The organism is Arthrobacter sp. SRS-W-1-2016, from assembly GCF_002009585.1.
GTDB lineage: Bacteria > Actinomycetota > Actinomycetes > Actinomycetales > Micrococcaceae > Arthrobacter > Arthrobacter bambusae_A.
Window position 1 is genome coordinate 1 of sequence record NZ_MTPV01000074.1, and the last position, 26,435, is coordinate 26,435.

General features: G+C 63.7%; 26 protein-coding genes. 17 read left to right on the forward strand and 9 right to left on the reverse strand.

Annotated features, from left to right (window positions below; all coding sequences use genetic code 11):
- Positions 1–144 precede the first annotated feature (144 nt).
- Together BMF89_RS19685 and BMF89_RS19690 are read right to left on the reverse strand one after the other, a co-directional pair.
- Complete coding sequence (locus BMF89_RS19685) at positions 145–651, reverse strand: DUF2004 domain-containing protein (RefSeq protein WP_078108736.1); 507 nt, start codon at positions 649–651, stop codon at positions 145–147.
- A gap of 51 nt (positions 652–702) precedes the next feature.
- A complete protein-coding gene (locus BMF89_RS19690) occupies positions 703–1,680 on the reverse strand; it encodes a LysR family transcriptional regulator (RefSeq protein ID WP_078108737.1) in 978 nt (325 codons plus the stop codon).
- Positions 1,681–2,203: 523 nt separating this feature from the next.
- On the opposite strand from BMF89_RS19690, the gene nrdH reads away from it, so the two are divergent.
- The 7 genes from nrdH (at position 2,204) to BMF89_RS19720 (ending at position 7,800) form a co-directional block, all read left to right on the forward strand.
- On the forward strand, positions 2,204–2,446 hold the full coding sequence (gene nrdH / locus BMF89_RS19695) for a glutaredoxin-like protein NrdH (RefSeq protein ID WP_028267421.1): 243 nt from the start codon (positions 2,204–2,206) through the stop codon (positions 2,444–2,446).
- Positions 2,447–2,502: 56 nt separating this feature from the next.
- Complete coding sequence (gene nrdI / locus BMF89_RS19700) at positions 2,503–2,973, forward strand: class Ib ribonucleoside-diphosphate reductase assembly flavoprotein NrdI (protein ID WP_078108738.1); 471 nt, start codon at positions 2,503–2,505, stop codon at positions 2,971–2,973.
- Positions 2,974–2,984: 11 nt separating this feature from the next.
- Positions 2,985–5,132, forward strand: coding sequence for a class 1b ribonucleoside-diphosphate reductase subunit alpha (nrdE, locus tag BMF89_RS19705; protein ID WP_078108739.1), 2,148 nt, complete (start codon positions 2,985–2,987; stop codon positions 5,130–5,132).
- Between the two features lie 118 nt (positions 5,133–5,250).
- Positions 5,251–6,225: a class 1b ribonucleoside-diphosphate reductase subunit beta gene (gene nrdF / locus BMF89_RS19710; protein ID WP_059389329.1), complete on the forward strand. Its 975-nt coding sequence runs from the start codon at positions 5,251–5,253 to the stop codon at positions 6,223–6,225.
- 303 nt (positions 6,226–6,528) lie between these two features.
- A complete protein-coding gene (locus BMF89_RS22515; protein ID WP_253190912.1) occupies positions 6,529–6,831 on the forward strand; it encodes a hypothetical protein in 303 nt (100 codons plus the stop codon).
- A gap of 21 nt (positions 6,832–6,852) precedes the next feature.
- Positions 6,853–7,212 carry a hypothetical protein gene (locus tag BMF89_RS22520; protein WP_253190913.1) on the forward strand — a complete coding sequence of 120 codons (360 nt, stop codon included), beginning with the start codon at positions 6,853–6,855 and terminating at the stop codon, positions 7,210–7,212.
- A 33-nt stretch (positions 7,213–7,245) separates the two neighbouring features.
- A complete protein-coding gene (locus BMF89_RS19720) occupies positions 7,246–7,800 on the forward strand; it encodes a hypothetical protein (protein WP_139359752.1) in 555 nt (184 codons plus the stop codon).
- 122 nt (positions 7,801–7,922) lie between these two features.
- Here the strand turns inward: BMF89_RS19720 and BMF89_RS19725 are convergent, their stop codons facing one another.
- The 5 genes from BMF89_RS19725 to BMF89_RS19745 form a co-directional block, all read right to left on the reverse strand.
- Positions 7,923–8,594: a DNA alkylation repair protein gene (locus BMF89_RS19725; RefSeq protein ID WP_078108815.1), complete on the reverse strand. Its 672-nt coding sequence runs from the start codon at positions 8,592–8,594 to the stop codon at positions 7,923–7,925.
- A 121-nt stretch (positions 8,595–8,715) separates the two neighbouring features.
- Positions 8,716–10,398 carry an HNH endonuclease signature motif containing protein gene (locus BMF89_RS19730; protein ID WP_078108741.1) on the reverse strand — a complete coding sequence of 561 codons (1,683 nt, stop codon included), beginning with the start codon at positions 10,396–10,398 and terminating at the stop codon, positions 8,716–8,718.
- A gap of 30 nt (positions 10,399–10,428) precedes the next feature.
- Positions 10,429–11,541 carry a PDDEXK nuclease domain-containing protein gene (locus BMF89_RS19735; RefSeq protein WP_078108742.1) on the reverse strand — a complete coding sequence of 371 codons (1,113 nt, stop codon included), beginning with the start codon at positions 11,539–11,541 and terminating at the stop codon, positions 10,429–10,431.
- 116 nt (positions 11,542–11,657) lie between these two features.
- Positions 11,658–12,320 carry a DUF3841 domain-containing protein gene (locus BMF89_RS19740; RefSeq protein WP_078108743.1) on the reverse strand — a complete coding sequence of 221 codons (663 nt, stop codon included), beginning with the start codon at positions 12,318–12,320 and terminating at the stop codon, positions 11,658–11,660.
- 317 nt (positions 12,321–12,637) lie between these two features.
- The gene (locus BMF89_RS19745) at positions 12,638–13,528 is read right to left on the reverse strand and encodes a ribonuclease Z (RefSeq protein WP_078108816.1); all 891 of its coding nucleotides are present in this window, start codon (positions 13,526–13,528) and stop codon (positions 12,638–12,640) included.
- Positions 13,529–13,631: 103 nt separating this feature from the next.
- On the opposite strand from BMF89_RS19745, the gene BMF89_RS19750 reads away from it, so the two are divergent.
- Entirely contained in the window at positions 13,632–14,606 is a 975-nt protein-coding gene (locus tag BMF89_RS19750; protein WP_078108744.1) for a dienelactone hydrolase family protein, read from the forward strand.
- A 31-nt stretch (positions 14,607–14,637) separates the two neighbouring features.
- Positions 14,638–15,309 carry a DNA alkylation repair protein gene (locus BMF89_RS19755; RefSeq protein ID WP_078108745.1) on the forward strand — a complete coding sequence of 224 codons (672 nt, stop codon included), beginning with the start codon at positions 14,638–14,640 and terminating at the stop codon, positions 15,307–15,309.
- Here the strand turns inward: BMF89_RS19755 and BMF89_RS22815 are convergent.
- Positions 15,306–16,778 (reverse strand): polysaccharide deacetylase family protein, encoded by a 1,473-nt coding sequence (locus BMF89_RS22815; protein ID WP_366215031.1) that lies wholly within the window; start codon positions 16,776–16,778, stop codon positions 15,306–15,308. The genes BMF89_RS19755 and BMF89_RS22815 overlap by 4 nt on opposite strands.
- Before the next feature lie 220 nt (positions 16,779–16,998).
- Here BMF89_RS22815 and BMF89_RS19765 point away from each other — a divergent pair, with 220 nt between their 5' ends.
- From BMF89_RS19765 to BMF89_RS19785, 5 genes are all read left to right on the forward strand, one after another.
- Positions 16,999–17,193, forward strand: coding sequence for a DUF1918 domain-containing protein (locus BMF89_RS19765; RefSeq protein ID WP_078108818.1), 195 nt, complete (start codon positions 16,999–17,001; stop codon positions 17,191–17,193).
- Between the two features lie 70 nt (positions 17,194–17,263).
- On the forward strand, positions 17,264–17,752 hold the full coding sequence (locus BMF89_RS19770; protein ID WP_078108746.1) for a VTT domain-containing protein: 489 nt from the start codon (positions 17,264–17,266) through the stop codon (positions 17,750–17,752).
- Between the two features lie 32 nt (positions 17,753–17,784).
- Positions 17,785–18,588, forward strand: coding sequence for a thioesterase family protein (locus tag BMF89_RS19775; protein WP_078108747.1), 804 nt, complete (start codon positions 17,785–17,787; stop codon positions 18,586–18,588).
- On the forward strand, positions 18,588–19,364 hold the full coding sequence (locus BMF89_RS19780) for a lipoate--protein ligase (protein ID WP_078108748.1): 777 nt from the start codon (positions 18,588–18,590) through the stop codon (positions 19,362–19,364). The genes BMF89_RS19775 and BMF89_RS19780 overlap by 1 nt, the downstream gene beginning before the upstream one ends.
- A gap of 29 nt (positions 19,365–19,393) precedes the next feature.
- Positions 19,394–21,694 (forward strand): FdhF/YdeP family oxidoreductase, encoded by a 2,301-nt coding sequence (locus tag BMF89_RS19785; protein ID WP_078108749.1) that lies wholly within the window; start codon positions 19,394–19,396, stop codon positions 21,692–21,694.
- Positions 21,695–21,728: 34 nt separating this feature from the next.
- Here BMF89_RS19785 and BMF89_RS19790 read toward each other — a convergent pair whose 3' ends face one another.
- Positions 21,729–21,986, reverse strand: a complete 258-nt coding sequence (locus tag BMF89_RS19790) for a mycoredoxin (RefSeq protein WP_059389319.1) — start codon at positions 21,984–21,986, stop codon at positions 21,729–21,731.
- Positions 21,987–22,194: 208 nt separating this feature from the next.
- On the opposite strand from BMF89_RS19790, the gene BMF89_RS19795 reads away from it, so the two are divergent.
- From BMF89_RS19795 to BMF89_RS19805, 3 genes are read left to right on the forward strand one after another with little or no spacing between them, the layout of a single operon-like run.
- Entirely contained in the window at positions 22,195–22,638 is a 444-nt protein-coding gene (locus BMF89_RS19795) for a universal stress protein (protein ID WP_078108819.1), read from the forward strand.
- Between the two features lie 7 nt (positions 22,639–22,645).
- Positions 22,646–25,315 (forward strand): cation-transporting P-type ATPase, encoded by a 2,670-nt coding sequence (locus tag BMF89_RS19800; RefSeq protein ID WP_139359753.1) that lies wholly within the window; start codon positions 22,646–22,648, stop codon positions 25,313–25,315.
- Complete coding sequence (locus tag BMF89_RS19805; protein WP_078108750.1) at positions 25,302–26,246, forward strand: hypothetical protein; 945 nt, start codon at positions 25,302–25,304, stop codon at positions 26,244–26,246. Before BMF89_RS19800 ends, BMF89_RS19805 begins: the two co-directional genes overlap by 14 nt.
- Positions 26,247–26,435: the final 189 nt, after the last annotated feature.

Consider the following 26,435-nt stretch of genomic DNA (forward strand, 5'->3'; position numbering starts at 1 on the left):
CTGCTCCGCCCCCCACGCCGGGCGCGCCCCCGCTTGATAAAAAACCACAAAATCAAACCCACGTTTATAAACCCCGCCCGGGGGCGCCCCCCCCCCCGCCCCCCCCCCGCCGTCGTTCTTTCAATCTTCGGGAAAACCGACTTGTCACGACTCCCAGAGGATCTCGTCGTCCACCACGCCGTCCTCATCGGCCGCAACCACCAGCAGTTCGTCGGTGAAGTGCGAGCCCAGAGTGAAATCCAGGACGAAATAGCGTTCCGGCTGGCCGGGGTAGATCGCCACATGGCCCAGTTTGAGGGCTTTGAGGAAAACGTCCTTGGTGAGCTGCGTCTTGTCGCGGACGCCGAACACCGCCTCCAGTTGCTCTTCTTTGAGCTGGTTGGAGTGGAAGTGCAGGAACTGCTGGGAGTTGGTGCCGTCCTGCTCCAGCTCCTCGGCGATCATGTCCCGGACCTGGTCCACCAATTCGGGGAGGTAGCCCAGGCGGTAGTCCACCTTGTGGAGTGCCTTCTCGTCGAAGTGGTCATGCGCCGTGACGTTCAGGTCCAGTTCGAGAGGATTTCCGGCGAGCTCGTGGGAAGCCACGTAACAGCGCTCCCGCCCGTGGTTGAGCTCGATCTCCCCAAAATGTTTGCTCGCTACCTTGCTCATGTCTTCAAGATAGTCCCAAACAAGCGGCGTGTTCCAGCATCCGGGAAGATTTCAGGTGCGGGGTTTGGGCGTTGACTTTTGAGTGGTTTTGGGCATCGTCGCGGCGCTGCCGGCCCGGACGGTTGCGGCGCTCCCGTGCAGCGTGTCGGCCAGCAATTCCGTGAAGAGCTGCACCTGGGCCGTTCGCTTCTCATTGAGGAGGAGGGCGAACACATTGCGGGCGAGCCGGATGTCCGGAACATCGAGAACCACGACGCCGGGCGGCCGGTGCCGCAGCGCCAGTTCCGGAACCAGGGCGGCGCCGAGCCCCGCTGCCGCCATCTCGAGGCTTGCGTGGAAGTCATCGCTGTAGGCCGCGACGCGTGGGTGCAGATTGCAGCTGGCAAACAGGCGTTCGATCACCACCGCGTCGCTGGTGCCCGGGTGGTGCATGATCCAGGGCATGTCCGAGAGTTGCGAGGCCTGCATTTCGGCGTCCTCCCGGATGCCCCACGATGCCGGGAGCACCACCCGGAAGTCGTCGTCGCCGATCCACTGCCGCTCCAGGGTGTGTGGCCACGCGAGCCCTGACTGGCCCACTTGGTACACGAGTGCGAGGTCCAGTTCGCCGCCGGTGCGCAGGCCTTGGATGGTCTGGGACGGCTCGGCCACCCACACGCGGAGTTCTATTCCCAGCTTCTTCCAGCGCGGGTTCCGGAGGATGTCCGGCAGGACGTAGGTTGCAAGGCTTGGGAAGATGCCGAGCCGCAGTTCCTGGACGGGGGAGTCGGTGCTCCTCGAGGCTGCCGCCAGCAAGGTCTCGACGTCGGTGAGCACTTTGGAGGCATGGCGCACCATGGTCAGGGCCGCTTCCGTGGGAACCACGCTGCGTGCGGAGCGGTGGAAGAGTTCGACGCCGGTGTCCCGTTCCAATGCTGCCATCTGTTGGGATACGGCCGAGGCGGTGTAGCCGAGCCGCGCGGCGGCTGCCGCGAAGGAACCGAGCCGCGTGACTTCAAGCAGTGTCCGCAGGTGGAGGAGGTTGACCATCAGTGATCCTTAGGCTCGGTGCCGGCCGAAAGACCGTGGAAACCAGCATATCGGTGTGAATTCGGTCTCCGCAGCCGCCGGGTTTGATGCCTGTCCGGCGTCGGGAAGTGTGGCGGGCGACTCACGGGACGGCGTTTGCAGGATGCCGCGACACGCCGGGATCCTGGCGACACGCTGGCGATTAAATGTGGCTAAGTAGTCCACAGGGTGTGGATGACGTCTCCGGATTTGGCGGATTTCCGGACATTTTTACCCCCTGCGCCTGTGGACTACCGGTGCGTAAAATGACATACTTGTAATACATCATCTTGGGGTTCCGCCGAGGCGCTTGCACTACATGTAGTATCGATTTACGGATTGGGCGGGAAACCAGCACAAGACATGAATGCAAGACGTGAATGCAAGACGTGAATAGATAGTTGGGCCGCCTTGGCGGCCAGCGGGCCAGTATCGGAGACGGAATCAGTTCCGGTCGGGGCCTGCCGAACGAAGAGCAAAGACTTCAACAAAGGGGACAGGGACCATGACTGTTACGGTTTACACGAAGCCGGCCTGTGTTCAGTGCAACGCGACTTACCGTGCACTCGACAAAAAGGGCATCGCCTACCAGAGCGTTGACATCTCACAGGATGCCGAGGCCCTTGAGCGCCTGAAGGCCCTTGGATACATGCAGGCCCCCGTTGTGGTGACCGAGCAGGACCACTGGTCAGGATTCCGTCCGGACAAGATCGAAGAACTGGCACTGGCTGCCGCTTCGGTGGCCTAGTCTTTCGGGACTCCGCCGCAACAACAAAGCATTCCAATGTAGTCGAGGTGACTCCCATGGCAGCGCTGGCAACAGCACCTGCTCAAACAATGGCTGAAGCTGTCAGCACGCGGAGCCACCTCATCTACTTTTCCTCCACATCTGAGAACACCAAGCGCTTCGTCCAGAAGCTCGGCGTGGACGCGGCACGCATCCCGCTCCATGCCAAGGACGCGCCGCTGCTCGCACTGGAACCCTACGTCCTCGTGTTGCCCACGTATGGTGGCACGAACGGCGAAGGATCGGTGCCCAAGCAGGTCATCAGGTTTCTGAACAACCCGCAGAACAGGGAACTGATCCGCGGCGTCATCGGAGCAGGAAACACGAACTTCGCGGAAAACTACTGCATGGCGGGAGACATCATCGCCACCAAATGCCGGGTTCCGCTTCTTTATCGATTCGAACTCATGGGGACTCCGGAAGATGTTGACCGGGTCAATCAAGGATTGGAAAAGTTTTGGACACGACTGTCGCAGATACAGAAGTAACCAAGGGCGCTATGGACACCGCCAAGGCCAAGAAGCCATTGCCGGAGGCCTACAAGGGCCTTGGCTACCATGAGCTCAATGCCATGTTGAACCTCTACGGTCCGAACGGGGAAATCCAGTTCGAAGCCGACCGCGAGGCCGCGCACCAGTACTTCCTGCAGCACGTGAACAACAACACCGTCTTCTTCCATGACCTGGAAGAGAAGCTGGACTACCTGGTCAAGAACCAGTACTACGAGCGCGAGACCCTCGATCAGTACACGATGAACTTCATCCGTGACCTGTTCAACCGCGCCTACAAGAAGAAGTTCCGATTCGAGACCTTCCTCGGCGCCTTCAAGTTCTACACCTCCTACACGCTGAAGACCTTCGACGGCAAGCGTTTCTTGGAGCGCTACGAAGACCGCGTCTGCATGGTTGCCTTGCACCTTGCCCGCGGCAACGAGGAGCTGGCCGGCCGCCTCGTCGACGAGATCATCGACGGCCGCTTCCAGCCCGCCACTCCCACGTTCCTCAACGCCGGCAAGGCCCAGCGCGGCGAGCTGGTCTCCTGCTTCCTGTTGCGCATCGAAGACAACATGGAGTCGATCGCCCGCGGCATCAACTCGGCGCTGCAGCTGTCCAAGCGCGGCGGCGGCGTGGCGCTCTCGCTGACCAACATCCGCGAGCACGGCGCCCCGATCAAGCAGATCGAGAACCAGTCCTCCGGCGTCATCCCGGTCATGAAGCTCCTTGAAGACAGCTTCTCCTACGCCAACCAGCTCGGTGCCCGCCAGGGTGCGGGTGCCGTGTACCTGCACGCGCACCACCCGGACATCTATCGCTTCCTGGACACCAAGCGTGAAAACGCCGACGAGAAGATCCGCATCAAGACGCTGTCCCTCGGCGTGGTGGTCCCGGACATCACGTTCGAGCTGGCCAAGAAGAACGAGGACATGTACCTTTTCTCCCCGTACGACGTCGAACGCGTCTACGGCGTCCCGTTCTCGGACATCTCGGTCACCGAGAAGTACTACGAGATGGTGGACGACTCCCGGATCAAGAAGACCAAGATCAGCGCCCGCGAGTTCTTCCAGACCCTCGCGGAGATCCAGTTCGAGTCCGGCTACCCGTACATCATGTTCGAGGACACCGTGAACCGGGCCAACCCGATCGCGGGCAAGATCACCATGAGCAACCTGTGCTCGGAGATCCTGCAGGTTTCCACGCCGTCCATCTACGCCGAGGACCTCAGCTACGAGACAGTCGGCAAGGACATCTCCTGCAACCTTGGCTCGATGAACATCGCCAAGACCATGGATTCCCCGGACTTCGGCCTGTCGATCGAGACGTCCATCCGTGCCCTGAGCGCAGTGTCGGACATGTCCTACATCAACTCGGTGCCGTCCATCGCGCAGGGCAACGCCCAGAGCCACGCCATCGGTCTCGGCCAGATGAACCTGCACGGCTACCTTGCCCGCGAGCACGTCCACTACGGTTCCGAAGAGGGCCTGGACTTCACCAACATCTACTTCTACACGGTGCTGTTCCACGCAATCCGTGCCTCGAACAAGCTGGCCATCGAGACCGGCCAGCCCTTCGGAGGCTTCGAGAACTCCACGTACGCCAGCGGCACGTTCTTCGACAAGTACACCGAGCAGGTGTGGGCTCCGGAGACCGAGCGGGTGAGCGAGCTCTTCGCCGGTATTCACATCCCGACGCAGGACGACTGGCGCGAGCTGAAGGCTTCCGTCATGGAGCACGGCATCTACAACCAGAACCTGCAGGCCGTACCGCCCACCGGTTCCATCAGCTACATCAACAACTCGACGTCGTCGATCCACCCGGTGGCCGCCAAGATCGAAATCCGCAAGGAAGGCAAGATCGGCCGCGTCTACTACCCGGCTCCGTACCTTGACAACGACAACCTGGAGTACTACCAGGACGCGTATGAGATCGGCTACGAGAAGATCATCGACACCTACGCCGCTGCCACGCAGCACGTGGACCAGGGCCTGTCCCTGACGCTGTTCTTCAAGGACACTGCCACCACGCGTGACATCAACAAGGCGCAGATCTACGCATGGCGCAAGGGCATCAAGACGCTCTACTACATCCGCCTCCGCCAGCTCGCGCTGGAAGGCACCGAGGTTGAGGGCTGCGTTTCCTGCATGCTGTAACTGTTTTCGGTTGTTTATTTGCGGCAGCCGCCGCGCCTCAAAACTGAAGAGTACGACGCCGGGCGAGCGCCCGGCGTCGTACGCTTACCTTAAAGAACACATACGTTAAGGGGACGAAATGACCGAGAAGGTCAAGCTGCTTAGCCACGTCGAAGCGATCAACTGGAACCGCATCCAGGATGACAAGGACGTGGAGGTCTGGAACCGCCTGGTCAACAACTTCTGGCTGCCGGAGAAGGTGCCGCTGTCCAACGACGTCCAGTCCTGGCACACCCTGACGCCGGACGAGCAGCAGCTCACCATGCGCGTCTTCACGGGCCTGACCCTGCTGGACACCATCCAGGGAACCGTGGGCGCTGTGTCCTTGATCCCGGACGCCATCACCCCGCACGAAGAGGCCGTGTACACGAACATCGCCTTCATGGAGTCGGTGCACGCGAAGTCGTATTCCTCGATTTTCTCCACCCTGTGCTCCACCAAGGAGATCGACGACGCCTTCCGCTGGTCCCTCGAGAACGAGAACCTGCAGAAGAAGGCGCAGATCGTCATGGACTACTACCAAGGCGACGATCCCCTGAAGCGCAAGGTCGCTTCGACGCTGCTGGAATCGTTCCTGTTCTACTCCGGGTTCTACCTTCCGATGTACTGGTCTTCGCGTGCCAAGCTCACGAACACGGCAGACCTCATCCGCCTGATCATCCGCGACGAAGCCGTGCACGGCTACTACATCGGGTACAAGTTCCAGAAGGGGCTTGAGAAGGTCTCCGAGGAGAAGCGCCAGGAAATCAAGGACTACACGTTTGAGCTGCTCTTCGAGCTGTACGAAAACGAAGTCCAGTACACCCACGACCTCTACGACGGCGTCGGCCTCGCGGAGGACGTGAAGAAGTTCCTGCACTACAACGCCAACAAGGCCCTCATGAACCTCGGCTACGAGGCCATGTTCCCGGCCTCCGTCACCGACGTGAACCCGGCCATCCTGTCGGCCCTGTCACCCAACGCTGACGAGAACCACGACTTCTTCTCTGGGTCGGGGTCTTCCTATGTGATCGGCAAGGCTGTCAATACCGAGGATGAGGACTGGGAGTTTTAATCCCTCCCCCTTCCTGGCGGCCGGCAACGCGGGGTCACTTATCGCCCATCCAAGGCATCGGAATGGGCGCTAAGTGACCCCGCGTTGTTTTTCACGAGGACGGGGACTGGACCACCGGAACGGTCCCCTTGCACGGCTCGGGCATTACGGCGTTCAAGTGGGCGATACGCGTAGGCATGGTGCCAATTCTCACCCGCGGCGGGGAACATTCTTGGGAGGTACGGCGCATCCGTGGCGCCCGAAAGGCAGATTCCTTGCATCGGCGGTATTGCCAACCACTCGGGGCCGACGCACAATCGGCAGGTGAGATTCGATGGAGTGCTCCCCGAAGACGCGCCAGACCCGCGTCTGGAGCAGGGCAGGCGTCTGGAATTGATGCCGATCCCCATCGTGGGACTGGTGCCCCAGCCATCGCTGGAAGATCCGGATGTGGTCGGCATACAGTACGGGCGGGACTCCCGCGGATATAACGAGATGTCGGCGAGCATCACCTATACGCTGTGGCGCAATCCCGCTGACCGATCCGACCCGATGAATCTGGCCGAGCTCGACGAGCAAACGCGAAGGTCGATCGAAGACGTTCCGCCATGGCCGCGACCGGCATGACTGATTGAAGGGGTTCAACGGATGCGATACCCGCAGCTCTGGGAGGCCGTGCGGACCACGTGGCATCGGGCCCCTTCCGAACGCTCATCCCCGGCCCAGGTGCTGACAGAACACATGAACCACATCCTCGTGAATCGCTACCGGAGTGAATGGCCCGGAGGCATCGCGTGGGACCGTAACGCCGGGGACCTCAGTAATCGTCCGGGCAGCCGCGTCGTAACCGTATGGATTGACGGCGTCGAAGTGCAGGGTGTGGAGATCGACGCGGATCCCCTCGTGTACGGGGTTGGCGCGTCACTTGAACAGGGTGGGGTTGTGACTGCTGTCCTCCCACGCGAAGAGCTCGAATACATACGCATTGAATTCGCGAAACGCGCGTAGGCTGTGGGGACATCCACAGCGAGGGGGCCAAGGATGAAGCATCCGCGCACTGTGGCCGCCGTCGCCGTGCTGTTCGGGTTGGCCCTCGCGGGGTGCCAGACGACGGCCGGGCCGCTCCCGGTCGACTCCTCCACAACAGCGGTGCCCAGCCCGTCGTCGTCGGAGCTCTTGGCGATCATCCAGACTGCTGTCGAGGACCGAAACGCCACCGTCCTCGACAATCCCCCGGCTCCGCGCCTGGCCGAAGGGGAGACGACGGCGGCGTACCGGGCCAAGCGCGCGCGGGACCTTCCGGTGGTGGCCCGGTCAAAGGCCGGGTTCAAGTCAAAGGGCTTTTGGTACACGGACTTTTCGACGAAGATCATGGTGGAATCCGTGGAGGTGAGCGGGTCGACGGCAAGCGTCCATTTCAAGGAACTCACGGAAGAACACCAGGCCTCGGCGGCGAACGGGCCAAGCAACGTCCCGTCGGGCTACTCGGTGTCGCAGACCGCTGTGTTCCTGGCATCCGTGGATGGATGGCAGCTGGACAGCATCGCCCCTTCCACGCCAGGGGGCCTTTTGCCGATGTCCATCGTCAAGGGCTGAAACCGGAGCTGCACCGGTACCGGGTCGGATTGGCGCGGGATCCGCCAGATTTACCCTCCTCGGCCAGCGAAAGTGCCAGCCGACACTGTAGGGGGTAGAGGGTCGGATGGCCCGTTCAATTCCTACTTATCCTGCATTCGGCGCACCATCTCGCTGATCCAGATGGGTGCGAACGGAGACGTGCAGTTCGGGGGAGTCGGATAATCCCTGAGCACCCCCAAGCGCTCACCGATGTCAATGGCGCGGGCGCGATGCTCGGCGTGTTCGATCCCGATCTGGGCCAAGCACTGGTTCATGGCCCATTGCAGGCGATCCGGCGCGTCTTCCATCTCCGCCTCGATGACGTCGAGCAATCCTGCGAGATCCAGGCCCTCCGGAATCTTCGCCACCCGTTCGCTCGTCAACGCCCAACCGGCACTCGCGACCACCGGATCCGGATCGGTGAACCAGGCAAGACGCAATTCTTCGCAGTGCGGGTTCTTCTTCGCCACGTAATTGACGAGCCAGTCGTGCACCTTCGGAGTCCGCGCCTGGCGCAACATGACGTCCAACTCATCACGGTGGAACCCCTTCGGACGGCAGATCAGGATGGCCAAAAGCCTGGCGGCCGTTTCATCCGTCGCCCAGAGCTGGTGCGCGAGTTCCTGCTGCGTCTTCAACCGCTTCGCGAGGGCACGAAGTTTGCCGAGGTTCACACCGTGATCGTCACCGTGTTTTTCGTTCACCGCGCGAGCCTTCGGGTCCTCGAGCGCGGCCAGCTCGGCCACTACCTCGTGCACAGTCACTTCGACCACTTCAGCCTCCTGTTGGTCACTCGTGGGGTTGAGCATACTAGGTACACGAGTTCAGGCAGCTCCCGGACAGGACGCTCCGGATGCTGTGGCCTGCGTCCCTCCTGCACGGACTTCCAGTGGATCAGGCGGTTTGGAACTCGGGACATTCCGGGTAGGGGTCGTTCAGCCGCACGGGCCAATCCGGATCCCCAGGATCGACTGGACCGTGGTCAACGTCCATGTCGTCGGGGTCGGGCCATGGATGTGCGGACGTGAAGGAGCACCAGTCCGGGAAGGGATCCCGCGGCAGTTCCGGATCCAGCAGAAATTCCGGATGTGCCGGCAGCTCATGGCCCGGTGGCGCACCGGTGTCCAGGTCCGTGTCGATGATCGTGAAGTGGTGTGGCCAGCGGGGTGGTTCCCAGTCCTGCTGTTCGCTGGAGTAGTGCCGTTTGGATGGTGAGGTCCAGCCCGGCGGGTGGTCTTTGCTGGCCGGGGAGGGAGTCCATCCGGTCCGATGTCGGAGACGGTGGTGCTTGGGGCAGGGTTGGCCGAGGTTGGTGATGCCGGTGGTGCCGCCGTCGGCCCAGCCCAAGAGATGGTCCGCGTCGTTGTCCAGGGAGTGGTTGTTGCAGCCGGGGAAAGGGCATTTGCCGTCGCGGAGCCGCAGCCACCGGCGCTGGGCCTTGGTGAGGCGGTAGCTCGTCCGCCCGATTTCCAGCGGAGCGCCGTCGCGGGGGTCGATCAAGACGCGGTGAAAAGAGTCAGCGCCGTCGGCGATCAGGCTCCTGGCCATGGACGGCGGGATCGGCCCATACCCGTCCAGCATGGCCGATTCCTCCGTGACGCCCAGCAGGGACAGGATCGGGACGGTGACCAGCACCTGCGCCCGCGGGGACGGAATGCGCCCCGTCAGGCCCGGTTCCACGCGTCCGCCGCCCGCCAGGCCGCAGTCGGGCACAACGCCCGGCAGGCCGCCGTCGGGCACACCGCCGGTGGTGTTGGTGAGGAGCCAGGTGGCCGTGATGTCAGCGCGGAGCTGGGCGAGGGGCCGGGTCTCGTCGGGGCCTTGGAGGGCGCGGGCGGCGGCGGTGGTCCGTTCCCATATCCCCGCGGCGGTGGCCGCCGGGAGGCAGGCGGAGAGCCAGGCCATTCCGTCGCGGTCCGGGAGGTATTCGACCCGCCGGTCTTCGGCGCTCTTGGCGTGGCGCGATTCGATGCTGACGGGGTGGTGGCGTTCGCGCCAGGTGCGTGCTTTGGCCCGGAACCGGGACGGGACGAGGTCCCCGGCCGGGCAGCCCCGGGCAGGGTTGGGAGCATCGGGGTCCAGGAAGTGCGCTTCCAGGGCGGCTGCCCCGGCTGGGCCAAGGCCGCTTGTTTCGTCGACGATGATCCGGGCGTGCTGCCAGGAGATCGTTCCGGACTGCAGGGCCTTCAGGGTCAGCGGCAGCGTCGTGGTCAGGGACCGGGATTCGACCAGGAGGGCCCCGGCGGTTCGTTCACTGACGGTCAGGACGCAGGCGACCTCGGCGATCAGGGCAAGTTCCTGGGCGGTGGATTCCTGTGGCGAGGACGCCGGCGGCGCCAGGTCGATGGCCGCCTGGACATAATCCGCGGCGAGCTTCGCCTTCAGCGCGGCGATCCGGGCTTCCAGCATGGCCACTTCGGCCAGGCCGTCCAGGCAACCATCCGCCAGATCTCGGAGCGGATCGGCGCCTTCGGAGGGACCAGCGTCCTGAGCGAAGGCGGCAAGCACGGCAACGGACGCGGCAACGGCCTCCACGGCCGCCCTACTCTCCGCGCTCCAGGCTGTCCTTCCATCCATGCCCCCAGCATCTCAGGAGGCACTCGACAATTAAGCGCCGTCGCTGGGAGACCCCCACACCGGTTCCCGCTGCTCGACCGGCTTGCTGCTGATGCCCTGCGAAAGCTCAGCCTCCAGCTCGCTGATGCTCGGCAGCGTTGATGCGATTTCGGGGAGCGACCCTGCGATCTCAGCTTCCCATTCTGCGATACCAACGGGCTTGTTGAACCCGCGCAGCGCATATTCGGCCACTACGTTGTTTTTGGTCTTGCATAGCAGGAGCCCAATGGTTGGCTGATCGTCGGCGTGCGCGAGCAGATCGTCGACGGCGGACATGTACATGTTGATTTGGCCTAGGTATTCGGGTTTGAAGGCGGTGGCCTTCAGTTCAATGACCACGAAGCATCGCAGTTTGAAGTTGTAGAACAGCAGATCCGTGAAGAACTCGTCGCTGCTGATGGTGAGCCTTACCTGCCGGCCCACGAACGCGAAGCCTTGGCCAAGTTCCAAGAGGAACTTCTCAACGTGCCGGATCAACTGGTTTTCAAGGTCGCGCTCGTCCCGCTTGCCACTCATGGCGACGAAATCGAAGACATAGGGGTCTTTGAACGACTGTTGGGCAAGATCAGAGTCCGACGGCGGCATGGTCGCCTTGAAGTTGGTGATCGCCTTGCCGGAGCGTTCGTGAAGCCGGGTTTCGATCTGGACTGCCAAGACGCTTCGCGACCAGCCTTCCGCCAGGGCCTGGTCGGCGTACCAGACCCTGTCAGCTTGGTCCGCCAGTTTGTCGAGCAGGATGACGTTGTGGCCCCACGGCAATGTTGCAACAGACTGTTGCAACATTGGGAAGTCCGGCCAAGCCTCTGCAAAAGACTTCATGTACCGGAGGTTTCGTGGTGAGAAGCCCTTCGCCTCAGGGAAGGCCGACCGGATGTCTGCCGAGAGCCGCGTGACCACTTTGCTGCCCCACCCTTCCGCGGACTCCCGCTCGGCCAGTTGCTTACCAATGGCCCAGTAGGAAAGGAGCATCTCCCGGTTGGCGGCTGAGACTGCCCTGGTCCTGCCGGAATGGATCTGACGTGACACCGAAGCCAGCAGCTCCGGGTACCAAGCAGGCATGACGGATTTCGCCGGCGTTGATTCAAACGAAGCTGGTGCGGACATACCGGGGAGGATCCTTTTCTCGGCAATCATTTCAAGGTGAACCTATCGGCGGGCACTGACACTATCTCCAGGACATTGGCCCAGGGCATGAGCCCGGGGGATGGACCAAGAGCTCCTCAATGTTCGATCCACACAGCCTCCACGACGTCCTCGGCATGCAGCACATGCGTCGTGGCCTGCCACAACTCGGAGCGGCCGTAGTTGGACGGCTCCAGAATGTTCTCCCAACCCCGCTCCACTTCAGTCCGCAGCTCCTCCGGCCATGCCCCAATTTCCGCGCCCCACGCTCCGGCTGTCCTAAGCCGGTCCTCGAAATCGTCGAACACAAGGTCCCTCCGGGCGAAGTAGTCGTCGTCGCCCTCGCCTGGGAGATCCGGGACATGCGGGAACCGGTTCAGGGCCGAATGCCAGTCGTGGTAGTGCGAAAGCAGTACCCGATCCCGCGGCACCCTGCAGGTCAGCAGAACCTTGCCCTTGGCTCGCCGGCACGAGTCCACCAGGTCCTGACGCGGAGTTTGGGCCCAGAACCAGACGGCCCCGCCACCCTGGGTGGTCAGCCGGGCTGCCATCTGCCGGCGCATCCAGTCATAGGCGTCCTCATGAAACGGATCGACCAATGAGTTGTCCGGAACATGGACGCCAGTCGAGAGGAGGGCCTCGAGCACTTCCTTCGGCTGAATTGTGTGGAGCAGCAGCCGCTCAGCAGAGATGTCGTAGCCGATCCGGCCGCGCGGGACGGCAGCGGCGGGCTGGGCTTTTCTGATAGGAAAGATCAACACGCAGACATCTTCAGTGCGGGCACCGACATTTCCGGCCGGCTACCTGGCGGCAGCCACCAAGTAAGAGCCGACGCACCCAACCAAGCCAGAACAGCACAGACCGGGGGGCCGGCGGCGTCTGGGGTAGAGAGCCCCGAGCCCCGGGCTCCAGGGGCCCTCCCGCCGTCGGCCCCGTCTTTTCCGGACCCGTCAGGGCCGGTAGCTGTCGAAGTGCCGAATCTGTTCCTACATATATTCAACCGTCTTTTCCTACGATCTGAAACGAGTGGCGTGTACTCGTTTTAGGTCCGGGACCTCGGCAATGCCACCCTCACCAGCTATGACCACCGTTGCCGTTTTGGAAAGGGAATCCGGTCCAAGTCGTTCGCCGCGAGCACCGGAATCCCTCCCGACCGCGCGCGGGCTTGCTCCGCGAGCAGGCCGACGTCGGCATAGCGCGACGAGAAGTGGGTGAGGATGAGCATGCCAGCGTGGGCGGTGGCAGCCAATGCGCCCGATTGGCCCGCCGTCAGGTGACGGTATTGGGCGGCGAGCTCGCCGTCGTCGTCGCTGAAAGTGGACTCCGCGACGAGAAGATCGACGCCCTCGGCGAGTTCCTCCGCACCGGCGCATGGCGCCGTGTCCATGACGAAAGCAAAGCTCTGCCCGGGCCTCAGCACGCTCACATCCTCCAAGCGCACCCCGCCCAGTTTCCCGTCCTGCTGGAGGAGGCTGATGTCCGGCCCGGCAATCCCGGCCGCCGCCAGCCGCTCCGGAAGAAGGCTGCGACCGTCGCGTTCTGCAACCCTGTAGCCGTAGGTCTCGATCCGGTGCAAGAGCGGGCGCACCTCCAGTCCCGGGGCGACGGCTCCTGCGCCGCCATGCGGATGCAGGCGAAGGTCGACGCCGGGTGAGGCCACGGCAACGAGCGCACGGATCATGTCCTCGCCGGATGCGGGGTAGTGCAAGTGGACCGGATGAGGTACCCGGTCCAGGGCCATGCGGGAAAGCACCCCTGGAAGCCCCAGGCAGTGGTCGCCGTGGACATGGGTGATGCAGATGCGGGTGATCTGGCTGGCCGAGACACCCGCCTGGATCATTTGGCGCTGGGTGCCTTCTCCAGGGTCGAAGAGCAGGCCCTCCCCGTCCCAGTGGAGCACATATCCGTTGTGGTTGCGGGTCCGGGTGGGGACCTGGGAAGCGGTGCCGAGGACCACGAATTCGCGCATGGAACCGAGTCTCTCACTGCCGGGCTGCTTTCCCCATCGTTTGCTGCCCTTGCCGGTCGCCGGCCTTGGGAGGAAGATATGCGGCAGACCCAGGAGGCCTTCCATGATCCAGCTCGGGAAATTTGAAAAGTACTTGGTCGAGGAATTCTTCGACGATTACCGCTCGGGAGACATGTCTCAGCGGGCATTCGTCCGTCGGCTCGCATTCATCACCGGGAGCATGGCTGCCGCGTCCTCGACGATGCTGCAGCTCGGATGCACTCCGGAGGAGGTCCCGCGAAGCGGTGATCCCATGCCAGGACCGGACGCGTCGTCCGTCCGGCCGGTTACGACGGCGATGGCCGGGGCCGTACCTGGAGCGAAGAGCCCTCTTTCCGTTCCCGAGGGCGCGCCCGGATTGGAGGCGGCCACGGTCCGGTTCCCCGCCGGCGGAACCGAAATCAGCGCCTACCTTGCGCGGCCCGACACGGCCGGCGCTGGGCCGGCGGTGCTGGTTTGCCACGAGAACCGCGGACTGACACCGCATATCCAGGACGTCGTGCGGCGTTTCGCGCAAGCCGGATACGTTGCCTTGGCCCCGGATCTCCTCAGCAGGGAAGGAGGCACATCGAGCCTGGATCCCGACGCCGTACCCGGAGCCCTGACCGGGGCCGGAGCTGAACGCCACGTCTCCGACTTCTCGGCGGGTTTCGACTATATCCGGTCCCTGGATGACGTTGACGGAGAGCGGATCGCGATGAACGGCTATTGTTTTGGCGGCGGCATCACCTGGCAATGCGCGACGGAAATACCGAGGCTGAAAGCCACTGCCGCCTTCTATGGACCCGCCCCCGATCTCGAAAAAGTCCCATCCATCAAACCTGCCGTCTTTGGCGTCTACGCCGAACTCGACCAGCGCATTACCGGCGCGATGCCTGCCCTTCGGGATGCCCTGGCTGCCACCGATGTGCGCCACAAGCTCACTGTCTATCCCGGCGTCGACCATGCATTCCACAACGACACCACCGAACGGTACAACGAAGCGCAAGCGACCGCTGCGTGGCGGGACATGCTGGCCTGGTTTGGCGAGTACGTCTGAACGCACGCGCTATTGCGGAAGAATGTTTCGCATGAGTGACGCCGGCGAGTTCATCGATGAGGCTTTACGCCGTGAAAGCTCCTGGATCCGCGCAGAAGACATGCAGAGCCGGCTCGGAGGAGGCCACCGTTATTACGGCTCCTCCGTGGGTGCCGTCCGCGGAACAGTCCGCGACGCCCTCCGCAAGTACCCGGGACTCGAGCACGACGAAGTCACTGCCCTGAGCTCGGAATTGTGGGAGGTTCCCGTCTTCGAACGAAGGCTCGCGGCAATCGTCCTGTTGCAGTCAAACGTCCAGCTGCTGATCAATACCGATCTGACCAGGCTTGAGGGTTTTGTCCGCGAAGGAAGGCTCCGCGAATTGGTCGATCCGCTGGCGGTCGACGTGATCGGGCCGTTGATCGCCGGGCTGGAAGGGCAGCTAAGGTCGCGCGCTGACGGCGTGCTGGACCGGTGGGCGCAGGAACCAGACGAATGGCTTCGCCGCGCCGCCCTGATGTCGCCATGGAGGGCACTCCGTGCCGGCGGAGGCGATTGGGACGCGTTCCTGCGGCACGCCGCCGTAGCGCTCGACGCCGTTCGCGATACGGGCGGTGACGCTGCGGTGGTCCGGGACGCGGTCTCCACCGTTCTGGACGGGATTGCCAAGCGCCGGCCCGATCTGCGGTTTTCCGCGGTGAGCTCCTGGGGGAATTCCGCTTAGCTCCTCGGGAAACTGGTGTTGTAGCGGTACATGAAGGCTGCCATGGCATCCCGTGCGACGGCGGTGACCGGCCGATACGTCCTGGTGCCGTTCGACTCAGTCCACCCGGTGGAGATTCCCGTGGTCGAGAGCCAGTTGATTTCCTTGTAGAACGGAGTCTGCGGTGTCACGTCAGTGAACGGTGAGGCTGCCGGGGCCGCGTAGGCCGGGCTGCCCGCGAGCCGGTACATGAAGGCCGCCATGGCATCCCGGTTCACGGGCTGCAGCGGGCGGTACGTCCTGATGCCGTTTCCTTCGTCCCAGCCGGTAGAGATGCCCTGCGTCGAGAGCCACGTGATTTCCTTGTAGAACGGGGTTTGCGTCGTCATGTCGGCGAACGGAGAAACGGCCGGGGGCGAGAAGGCCGGGCTGCCCGCGAGCCGGTACATGAAGGCCGCCATCGCGTCGCGGTTCACGGGTTCCAGCGGGTGGTACGTCCTGGTCCCGTTTGCTTCGACCCAGCCGGTCGAAATGCCTTGGGTTGCGAGCCACGTGATTTCGGTGATGTACGTGTAGTTGCTGGGGACATCCGTGAAGGGGCTCGACGCCGGTGGCGGCGGTGGTGGTGGCGGGGTGGTGGGCTGCCCCAAGGCCTGGGCGACGGTCCGTACCGATGTGGTCCCGTTGGCAGTCCGTGCGGCCAGCCAGGTGACGAACGTGTCAAAGAGTGTTGGGCTGATGGTCAGGGTGGGATCAGTGCCCACTGCGATGTGGTGGAACGTCAACTCCAGCCACCCTCCGGTGCTTTCGGCGTTAGTGACCAGGTCCTCCAGATTCTGCAGGGTCCAGGTGCTGTCGACTTCGTCCGGGGCCTTGGTGACCAGGGGGTTTGCCGGAGGAAGGGTCTCAGCGAACGGGCAGCTTGGGCAGCTCGCGGGTGAACGGATGTCGCCGAGCCCGCGGCCGCTGGCAAATCCACAGTTCTTCACATCAGATTGAACGGACGCGTTCTCGGCAGCAAAAGGATAGGCGAAGTTGTTCACCTGGAATCCCCAGCTTTCGAGCGTCGACTTGCCGTTGCAGATCTCGGCGCTGGCGGCTGCCGAGGTGAGCGTGGTGAGATCCGGGTGGGTAACCGTGTGGCCCCCGATCTCGTTACCGTCGCCCGCGATGGTGTGCAGGTCGGTCTGCGTGAGGTACCCCGGGGTGCCGATCCAGCTGGTGGTGATGAAGAAGGTTCCCACCAGACCGTGGGCTTTCAACACCTGCTCGGCGGCAAGCTGGTTGCCGTTGCCGTCGTCGAAGGTCAAACTCACGATGGTCTGGGCTGCCGCCCGGGCGGGAGCGGCGACTCCGGTGAGGGCTCCCGCCGTGAGCAGGAGGGCGCCCAGGACGGCCACGATCCGCTTGTACTTTTTGGGGTTGCCTATCCGGCGAATTCCGGCCGCTCGCGGGCCGTGCTTCCTGAAACGCTGATCCAAGCTGCGCATGGCTCCTCCACGAGACGAGGGCCCCCAGGCGGCGTATGAATGTAGGGTACGCCTTCGCTCGCGCAGGTTGAACACGAAAACAATCAAAATCCGAATTCACAGCTTGCTCCAAGGTTCCGGGGAGTGGGGCCGGGCAGGCACGGCCGCGTCGGCCGGCCGTCTCAAGCCTGTTCCCACGACGGCCCAACACTCGTACTCTGAATGCTGGGAGGTGGTTCCTGTGGAAGCAGCCCAGGGAGATCGGATCATCATTCATGGCAGGACGGTCGGGGCATCGGACCGGCATGGCGAGATCATCGAAGTCCGCGGAGCAAATGGTGCGCCGCCGTACTTCGTGCGTTTCGACGACGGCCACGAGACCATCCTTTATCCAGGTGGTGATTTCACGATCGATCGCACAGGCGGCGGTTCCTAGCCGGAGAAACGGCCGTCCGCCGCGTTGAGCTAAGGTAAGACTTAGCTGCTGAAGAGACCGGGGAACGCGCGTGGACCAGATCCTTGACCTGCCCTTTGAGGTGGCGCTTGTGGCACTCTTCGCCGTGGTGATGGTCCGGGTCAACGCGACATACTGGATCGGCCGTGGCGCAGCGGCGGGAATGGAACGCACGCGTTTCGCCCGCGCTTTGCATCGACCCAAAGCAAGCAAAGCGCAGGCCCTGATACAGCGCTTCGGCCCCTACGCCGTCGTGCTGACCTTCCTGACGATCGGACTCCAAACGGCCGTCAACTTTGCTGCGGGGGCTGCGAGAATGCCACTCAGCCGGTATCTCCCTGCGGCGATAGTGGGCTCCGGCATCTGGGCCTTCGTCTACGCGACTATTGGACTCGCGGCGATCGATGCTTGGCTCGCTGTCCTGGCGGCCTCCCCGCTGGCAGCTGTTCTCCTGGTTCTCTCCCTCGCCGGACTTGCAGCCGGCCTGGTCATGTGGCGCCGACGTCGGACGGCCGTGGCGCCAGAAGATACAGTGGTCTGAGTTCCATTACCGGACCGGCGAAAGGGCAGGCGTTGAGTATTGAGCTTCCGGACCTTGCGGAAGGCGGTTTCTACTACGAATCGCTCGGGAACGGGCGGTTCCGCTCGACCATCCACGCCCAAGGCGCGTGGAATCCGCATGAGCAGCACATGGCGCCCGCATCGGGCATCATGGCCGATGCCCTGCTCCGCCACGAGCCACGCGACGACGTCCGGATGGCCCGCCTCAGCTACGAAATCCTGGGGTTGATCCCGGGCGGCGAATTCGACATCACCACGACGACGCTCCGCCCCGGCAGGACAATTGAACTGATCCAGGCGGAACTCTCGGCGGCTGGACGCGTGGCTATCCGGGCCACCGCCTGGCGCATGGCCACCAGCGACACGAGTGCGGTGGCCGCGATAGAGGACGTCGCCATGCCGGCCCCGGACGAATGCAAGCCGTGGGACGGGGCGAGCGTGTGGCCGGGTGGCTACATCCGGTCCCTGGAGATGCGGATAGCGGAAGGGCACCGGGCCGGTTCGGGCAAAGTCTGGATCCGCACAGAGCATCCGCTCACCGATGCTGCGGACAGCCGCGATCTCGCGAGGCTCGTTGGACTCGTGGACACAGCCAACGGCATCGCCGCCCGCGTTCCGCCCGGTAAGAACAGCTATATCTTCCCCAACCTTGACCTGCAGATCCACATGTACCGTGAACCCGCAGGGGAATGGCTGGGACTGGACAACATGGTCTCCTTTGGCAATGACGGCATCGGCCTGACGTCCACGGTGCTTCACGACATCAGCGGCCCCTTCGGCCGTGCCGAGCAGATCCTGACGCTGAGGAAGAGCTGATGGTGGAGGACGCCGCCCGGCCATTGCGCACGCTGACGGTGGTGCGCCAGGAAGAATCACTCGGCGTCGCTGATGACCTTGACTTCGGAATCGAGCTCCTCAACCGTGCCCGCAGGGGGCTGCTGGGACCAACACTGAGGTTGTACCGGCCCCGCCCTACCGTGGCGTTCGGGCAACGCGACGCCAAGCTGCCGGGATTCCAGGCCGCGTCCGAGGCTTGCCGGGACCTGGGCTTCGAACCCTTGATCCGCAAGGCGGGTGGCCGGGCAGCGGCCTACCACCGGGGCACCTTGGTGATCGACCATGTGGAGCCGCACGCTGACGCGATTGCCGGGGCGAAAGCCCGTTTCTCCTTCTTTGGCGAGCTCCTCGCGGGTGCGCTCCGCCGCGTCGGCGTGCAGGCCGCCGTCGGGGAGATCCCCGGCGAATACTGCCCGGGTGAGTTCAGCGTCCACGGCCTGGACCCGGATTTTCCAACCCACCAGATCAAGCTGGTCGGCACCGCCCAGAGGGTGGTCTCCGGGGGATGGCTGTTCAGCTCGGTGATCGTCGTCGAGAATTCGGCGCCCATCCGCGAAGTCCTCACGGCCAGCTATGAAGCCCTTGGCCTCGAGTGGGACCCCGCCACAGCCGGCGCCGCCAACGACCTCCTGCCCCAGCTGGACGTACCCACGGTGGAAGACGCCGTCGTCGCGGCTTACTCGGAATACGCCCGGCTCGTCGACGGCGATTTCCAGGGCCTGCTTCCTGTGACGAGCACCAGCACGCCGTTGTAGGCCACTAAGGCCGGGACTACGCTTGAACAATGGACAAGAAGCCGTCCGTCGTCCATGATTCCGATGCGGATCTCACCGTCGGTCCGCCGAAGCGGTCCGCCGCGGGATTGCCCAGCCTGGTGGACTCCTTGCCCCGTGCGTTGAGCGACATGGGGCCGTCCCGTGCCTGGAAGTCCTTGCTGGCCATGAACCAGAAGGATGGCTTCGACTGCATGAGCTGCGCGTGGCCGGATCCTCCGGAGCGGAAGGTGGCCGAGTTCTGTGAGAACGGCGCGAAGGCCGTCGGGTGGGAGGCCGATCCGCTCAAAGTTCCGTCCACTTTCTGGGACGAGAACGACGTCGACTCCCTCGCCGAACGCTCAGAGTACTGGCTGGGACAGCAGGGCAGGCTCGTGGAACCCGTCTACAAACCCGCAGGGGCGAGCCACTACCGGCCCATCAGTTGGGACAATGCGTTCCGGATTATTGCCCGCGAACTAAACGCCCTGGAATCGCCCGACGAGGCAACCTTCTATACGAGCGGACGGACGAGCAACGAAGCCGCGTTCGTCTACCAGCTCTTCGTCCGGGCGTTCGGGACCAACAACCTCCCCGATTGCTCGAATATGTGCCACGAGTCCACCGGGCTGGCCCTCGGGGAGACGCTCGGCGTGGGCAAGTCTGCCGTCACGTACACGGACTTTGCCAAGGCGGATCTGATCATCATCATGGGCCAGAACCCGGGGACCTGCCATCCCCGGATGCTCACCGCATTGGAAGAGGCAAAGCTTGCCGGCGCCAGCATCGTGGCGGTGAACCCGCTGCCGGAAGCCGGACTCATCAACTTCAAGAACCCGCAACGTCCCCGCGGACTGGTAGGCAAAGGAACGGACTTGGCAGACCAGTTCCTGCAGATACGCCTCGCAGGAGACATGGCGTTGCTCCAAGCAGTGTCCAAGCGGGTGCTGGACGCGGAGAAGGCGGCGCCGGGGGCCGTCCTGGATCACGCGTTCATCGAGAAGCACTGCCAAGGACTCGAAGAGTTCCGAACCCATATCGACAATCTGGACGAGCAGGAGGTCCTCGCCGCGACGGGCCTGAGGACGGAGGAAATCGACGAGCTTGCCTCCCGCTACTTGCGTGCCGAGAAAGTCATCATCACGTGGGCCATGGGCCTGACCCAGCACAAGAAGGCCGTGATGACCATCAAGGAGATCGTCAACCTGCTCCTTCTCCGCGGGAACATCGGCAAGCCCGGCGCAGGTCCGTCGCCGATCCGTGGACACAGCAACGTCCAGGGGGACCGCACCATGGGCATTTGGGAGAAGATGCCGGAACCGTTCCTCAACGCCCTGCAGCAGGAATTCGGCTTTGACCCGCCCCGGCACCCTGGCCTGGATTCCGTGGACAGCATCCGCGGCATGCGGGACGGCCGGATCAAGGTGCTCGTCGCGCTCGGTGGAAACCTCGTGCATGCCATGTCCGACACCACAGCGGCCGAGTCAGCAGTCCGCAAGACCCGGTTGTCCGTCCAGATTTCCACGAAGCTCAACCGTTCCCACGCCGTGGTGGGGGAACAAGCGATGATCCTGCCGACCATGGGCCGCACGGAAATAGACCGCCAGGCCAGCGGCGAGCAGTTCGTCACCGTCGAAGACACGGTCTGCGCGGTCCACCGCTCGGCGGGAAGGCTGGAGCCGATTTCGGACAAAGTCTTGTCCGAGGTGGCGATCGTGTGCCGCATGGCCGGCACGGTACTCGGCGATAAGGTCCCGGTTGATTGGCGCGGCTTCGAGGCGGACTACGACACCGTGCGCGAACACATTTCCCATGTGGTGCCGGGCTTTGGGAACTTCAACCAGAAGGCCCGGAGCCGTGACGGTTTCGTCCTGCCCCACGGCCCGCGGGACGAGAGGAAGTTTCCCACCGCCGCCGGGAAAGCAATGTTCACGGTCAACGACCTTGAGACCATCCACATCCCCGAGGGGCGTTTGCTGCTCCAGACAGTGCGCTCCCACGATCAGTTCAACACGACCACCTACAGCATGAACGACCGTTACCGGGGCGTGAAGAGGGGCCGCATGGTGCTTTTCGCCCATCGTGACGACCTGGCTGATCTGGGCCTTGCCGATGGTGGCTATGTGGACGTGCACAGCGAAGCCGACGACGGCGTGGACAGGGTCCTGCGCCAGTTGCGACTCATCGCGTACCCGACGGCGCGCGGTTGCGTGACTGCCTACTACCCGGAAGCGAACGTCCTGGTACCGCTGGATTCGACCGCCGAAGGCAGCAACACTCCCGCGTCCAAGTCCGTCGTGGTGCGCCTGGAACCGGCTGCGCCACCCGGATGACTCCCTAAGCGGGATTAAGGCGGCAAGGCGGGGTTCAGGCGGCGAGGCGCGCTTCGACCTCGGCTGCGGACGGGTTGGTGGCCGCGGTGCCGTCCGGGAAAAGGACCGTGGGGACGGTCTGGTTGCCGCCGTTCAGCTTCTCCACGAGTTCGGCCGTGCCCTCAACCTCTTCGATGTTGATCTCGTTGTAGCCGATGCCCTTGGCGTCCAGCTGCTTCTTGAGACGGTTGCAATAACCGCACCAAGTGGTCGAGAACATAGTGATGGTGCCGGATTCGGGGGTGAAGTCCACGGATTCTCCTGTCGTTGTTGTGACGAACTACTCGCGTCAACGGTAACCCGGCAGGTGGTATTCCTTCGTGCGCATGTGTCACATGACACTCAAGGGAGCGGAAGGAATAAGCATTCTGCCGCGAAATGTGACTTTTGGCCCTGCAAGACAGCTCGGTTTGCCCTCAGGCTTCAAGAACCAGAGGTTACCCTTCCGGCAGGAGTACGCCATGGACCAGGAAGCATTCACGCGCAAGATCGTTGTTGGTGTTGACGGATCTCGCGCTTCAATTGAGGCACTCAAGAAGGCCCGAACCATAGCGGTGCCGTTGGGGGCGCAGGTCGTTGCCATGGCGTGCTGGTCGTTCCCGCAGGTCTACGGAGGATATGTGGCCATGGGCGTCGAGGATTACGAGAAGGAGGCCCAGGGAATACTTGAGGAATCGCTGTCACGGGCGTTTGGCCCGGTTGTCCCTGAAGACGTCACCTCGCGTCTCCTCTGCGGTCCACCCCGGGACTTGCTCATCGACGCCAGCAGGGATGCCGACATGGTTGTTGTTGGCCGGCGGGGCCATGGAGGATTTGCCGGGCTGTTGCTCGGCTCGGTCAGCTCTGCCTGCGTGGCCCACGCCCACTGCCCCGTCCTGGTTGTCCATGCCCCCGAGGAGGGTTGAATCCGGGATGATGCCCGGCGCACCCGATGCCGGTACCGTCGGACTGACGTCCGGCGAGGCTCGTGAACTCCTCCGGGTCCACGGCCCCAACCAGTTGCCCGACGTCGGGACCGTTCCCCGCTGGCGACGGCTGCTTGCAGAGTTCGTGCACTTTTTCGCGCTGCTCCTTTGGGTGGCCGCCGGCCTGGCCTTCGTTGCGGCGATGCCCCAGTTGGGAGTAGCGATCGTTGCGGTGGTGGTCATCAACGGCGTCTTCGCTTACGTCCAGGAAGAGCGGGCGGAACATGCTGCGGCTAAGCTCAGGGCGCTGCTGCCGGCGCAAGTGCTGGTCAGGCGCGACGGCAAACCCGTCCGGGTTCCTGCGCGGGAGCTGGTCCCGGGGGATGTTGTCCTTCTCACCGCGGGCGACCGTATTCCGGCAGATACCCGCCTGACCGTGGCGTCCGGGTGTTCGGTGGATGAGTCCATGCTGACCGGCGAAAGCGAGCCAGTCTCCAAACAGGTCGGAGCGGCGGGGACCGGTGGAACATTCCTCGTTAACGGAGATGCGGAGGGGGTCGTCGTCGCCACCGGAACCTCCACACGCCTGGCCCAGATCGCCGCGTTGACCGCCAACGTCAAGAGGCCTCCGAGCCCCTTGAACCTCGAGCTGGAACGCATCGTTCGCACCATCGCAGTCGTCGCGCTCACCGTCGGCGGGGCGTTCTTCGCAGTCTCGGCGATGGTCGGGATCTCCTGGCGTGACGCCTTCCTCTTTGCGATTGGCGTCTCGGTGGCGCTGATCCCGGAAGGGCTGCTCCCCACGGTGACGCTGTCGCTCGCCATGGGTGCGCAGCGCATGGCCCGGCGCAAGGCCCTGGTCCGCCACCTGCAGGCCGTCGAGACCCTCGGATCCACCACCTTCATCTGCACCGACAAGACCGGAACGCTGACACAAAACCGGATGAGCGCCGTCGAAGTCTGGACACCGGCGGGCATTGTCAGGATCGCGGGGGAGGGCTATCAGCCCACCGCCGAGGTCGACGGTTCGACGGCGGCCGTGGGGGCCGCCAGGCTGGCTGCCGGAGCCGCGGCACTCGCCTCCAGGGGACGCACCGTGCTCCTAAACGGAGCGTGGGGTCCGGAGGGCGATCCGATGGAGGCCGCCCTTGACGCCCTCGCCGCCAGGCTCCAGGCCACCCGATCAGGGGGCAGTCTGCCCGACATGGCGCGGATGCCGTTCACGCCCAGCCGCCGGCGAGAATCAGTTCTCGTCGGGTCGAGCTTGTCCATGAAAGGCGCCCCGGAAACGGTGCTCCCGCTGTGCGCCACAATGATGGGGCCGGATGGTAGAACCGTAATGGTCGATCTCCCTGCGGTGCACGCTGCCGTTGAGCGAATGGCCGCCGGAGGGCTGCGTTTGCTCGCTGTCGCCGGGCGGACGTTTGATGGAGGGCGGTCTACTCACCCGGTCACCCCAGGAGAGTGTGCAGATCAGATTGAGTCTGACCTGGTCCTGTTCGGGCTCATCGGGCTGCACGACCCGCCCCGCCCAGCAGTGGCCGAGGCATTGCGCAAGACCCGGCGAGCCGGGGTCAAGGTAGCGATGGTCACTGGTGACCACCCTTCTACCGCTGCCTCTATCGCCCGCGAAATAGGGCTCTCCTTGAATGACGAGCGTTTGGTTGACGGACAAAACCTACCCTCCGACGAACACAAACTGGGCGAGTTGCTGGATCATGACGGCGTTGTGGTCAGCCGTGTGACCCCGGAACAGAAACTCCTCGTTGCCCGCGCACTCCAACGGCGCGGCCACGTACTCGCGATGACGGGGGATGGGGTAAATGACGGACCGGCGCTGCGGGAAGCAGACGTCGGCGTTGCCATGGGCATCGCCGGCACCGATGTCGCCCGTGAAGCAGCCGACCTGGTTCTCCTCGACGACGATTTTGCCACGATTGTCGCCGCTATCGAGCAAGGGCGTGCCACATACGCGAACATCCGCCGATTCCTGACATACCACTTGACCGATAACGTCGCGGAACTCACCCCATTCGTGATTTGGGCCCTTTCCGGAGGGGCTTTCCCGCTGGCTCTGGGAGTCCTGCAGATCCTCGCCCTGGACATCGGCACGGATTTGTTGCCCGCCCTCGCCCTAGGCGGCGAAGAAGCTGGGGTTGGAGTGATGCGTCGACCGCCGGAACGGAGGCATCTCATGGACCGCGCTTTGATGGTCAGGGTCTTTGCGGTGCTAGGACCGGTCGAAGCGCTGGTCGAGATGGCTGTGTTCACTCTGGTGCTCGCGGCCGGCGGGTGGTTTTCGCTCGGGTCAAGCCACCCGGAAGCTGTGCTCTTGGAAGCCTCCGGTGCTGCCTTCACCGCGGTAGTCCTTGGCCAGCTCGCCAACGCGTACGCATGCCGCAGTACGAGCAAATCACCATGGCAGCTGGACTGGCTGGGCAACAGGATGCTGCAATGGGCCGTCCTCTCCGAAGTGGCCGCAATGCTTGCTTTCTTGTTCATACCCCCGGTTGCTGATGTCCTGGGCCAGGCTCCGCCATCGGCCTTTGGCGCCTTGCTGGCCATCCTCGCTGTTCCGTCCGTGCTGGCCGCCGACTACTTGCATAAGCGCGTCCGGCACGGGCGCCGGGAGGTGGTTGGCTACGTCGAGGGTCACTACGATCATGAACTTACCTGAGCACCACGAGCTGATCACGTGGCTGCTCGACGGAGATCCGGCCGTGAGGTGGCAGGTCCTGGAAGACCTCACGGATGGGTCCTGTGCCGAGGTATCGGCTGCACGGCAGCGCGTCGCCTCTGAAGGTTGGGGTGCCAGGTTGCTCTCCGAGCAGGATGACGCCGGCACGTGGGCGCAGGGACTCTACCTGCCCAAATGGACATCGACGACATACACCCTTTTGCTCCTCCAACGGCTCGGGCTCGCACCTGGAAACGCCCAAGCCCTTGCTGGCTGCAAGTGCCTCTGGGACGGCGCGAGATACACAGACGGAGGGCTTAACCTGGTCTACAAATTGCCGGAAACCTGTGTGACCGGAATGCTGGTCCTGTTGGGCTCATATTTCGGCTACCAGGACGAACGGATTGACGGAGCCGTGCGGTGGCTGCTCCGCGACCAGCTACCCGACGGCGGGTGGAACTGCCAAGCCAGAAGGAAGGGTTCCCGCCACGGCTCGTTCCACTCCACAATCACCGTTCTCGAGGCGCTTCTTGCGTATCGGCGCTCGGGCGGGGCGGTCCATGTGCAGGATGCGGCCGACAGCGCAGAGGAGTTCTTCCTCCGTCATCGCCTCTTCCGCTCCCATCGGACCGGCGCGATCGCAAGTGAGGCATTCCTTCGCTTTCCGTTTCCTCCCCAATGGCATTTCGACCTTCTCCGCGGAGTCGAATACTTCAGGGCCTGCGGTCGCGCCCCGGACCGGCGCCTCGCTGACGCGGTAGAGCTGCTCCGCCTGGCACAGCAGCCGGATGGCACATGGAAGCGTTATCGCCCGTATCCCGGACTGTATTGGTTCCCACTCGAAGCGCCGGGCGCCAGCCGCATCACCACCTTGCGATGCCGGCGGGTGCTGCGCTGGTGGGATGCAAACCAAAGGCGGGACGCGATTTAACGCAGCGGCCTGCCTGGGGCAGTGAATCCTAGCCGGGCAACTTCAGGGCCGAAAGGCCCTTCAGCCGCGGTGAAGAAGACTGGCACTGCGGGATTTGAATACGCCCGGGTATCTCCGCAGGAGGAACGATGCGTGTGCTGGTCATTTCGCTGGCACTCTTTTTCGATTTCGCCAATGGGTTTCACGAGA

Bases quoted from the DNA above. Each gene is read 5' to 3' on its own strand.
- BMF89_RS19685 (WP_078108736.1), bottom strand. From the start codon at position 651: ATGAGCAAGGTAGCGAGCAAACATTTTGGGGAGATCGAGCTCAACCAC.
- BMF89_RS19690 (WP_078108737.1), bottom strand. From the start codon at position 1,680: ATGGTCAACCTCCTCCACCTGCGGACACTGCTTGAAGTCACGCGGCTC.
- nrdH (WP_028267421.1), top strand. From the start codon at position 2,204: ATGACTGTTACGGTTTACACGAAGCCGGCCTGTGTTCAGTGCAACGCG.
- nrdI (WP_078108738.1), top strand. From the start codon at position 2,503: ATGGCAGCGCTGGCAACAGCACCTGCTCAAACAATGGCTGAAGCTGTC.
- nrdE (WP_078108739.1), top strand. From the start codon at position 2,985: ATGGACACCGCCAAGGCCAAGAAGCCATTGCCGGAGGCCTACAAGGGC.
- nrdF (WP_059389329.1), top strand. From the start codon at position 5,251: ATGACCGAGAAGGTCAAGCTGCTTAGCCACGTCGAAGCGATCAACTGG.
- BMF89_RS22520 (WP_253190913.1), top strand. From the start codon at position 6,853: ATGCGATACCCGCAGCTCTGGGAGGCCGTGCGGACCACGTGGCATCGG.
- BMF89_RS19720 (WP_139359752.1), top strand. From the start codon at position 7,246: ATGAAGCATCCGCGCACTGTGGCCGCCGTCGCCGTGCTGTTCGGGTTG.
- BMF89_RS19730 (WP_078108741.1), bottom strand. From the start codon at position 10,398: ATGGATGGAAGGACAGCCTGGAGCGCGGAGAGTAGGGCGGCCGTGGAG.
- BMF89_RS19735 (WP_078108742.1), bottom strand. From the start codon at position 11,541: ATGTCCGCACCAGCTTCGTTTGAATCAACGCCGGCGAAATCCGTCATG.
- BMF89_RS19745 (WP_078108816.1), bottom strand. From the start codon at position 13,528: ATGCGCGAATTCGTGGTCCTCGGCACCGCTTCCCAGGTCCCCACCCGG.
- BMF89_RS19750 (WP_078108744.1), top strand. From the start codon at position 13,632: ATGATCCAGCTCGGGAAATTTGAAAAGTACTTGGTCGAGGAATTCTTC.
- BMF89_RS19755 (WP_078108745.1), top strand. From the start codon at position 14,638: ATGAGTGACGCCGGCGAGTTCATCGATGAGGCTTTACGCCGTGAAAGC.
- BMF89_RS22815 (WP_366215031.1), bottom strand. From the start codon at position 16,778: ATGCGCAGCTTGGATCAGCGTTTCAGGAAGCACGGCCCGCGAGCGGCC.
- BMF89_RS19780 (WP_078108748.1), top strand. From the start codon at position 18,588: ATGGTGGAGGACGCCGCCCGGCCATTGCGCACGCTGACGGTGGTGCGC.
- BMF89_RS19785 (WP_078108749.1), top strand. From the start codon at position 19,394: ATGGACAAGAAGCCGTCCGTCGTCCATGATTCCGATGCGGATCTCACC.
- BMF89_RS19795 (WP_078108819.1), top strand. From the start codon at position 22,195: ATGGACCAGGAAGCATTCACGCGCAAGATCGTTGTTGGTGTTGACGGA.
- BMF89_RS19800 (WP_139359753.1), top strand. From the start codon at position 22,646: ATGATGCCCGGCGCACCCGATGCCGGTACCGTCGGACTGACGTCCGGC.
- BMF89_RS19805 (WP_078108750.1), top strand. From the start codon at position 25,302: ATGAACTTACCTGAGCACCACGAGCTGATCACGTGGCTGCTCGACGGA.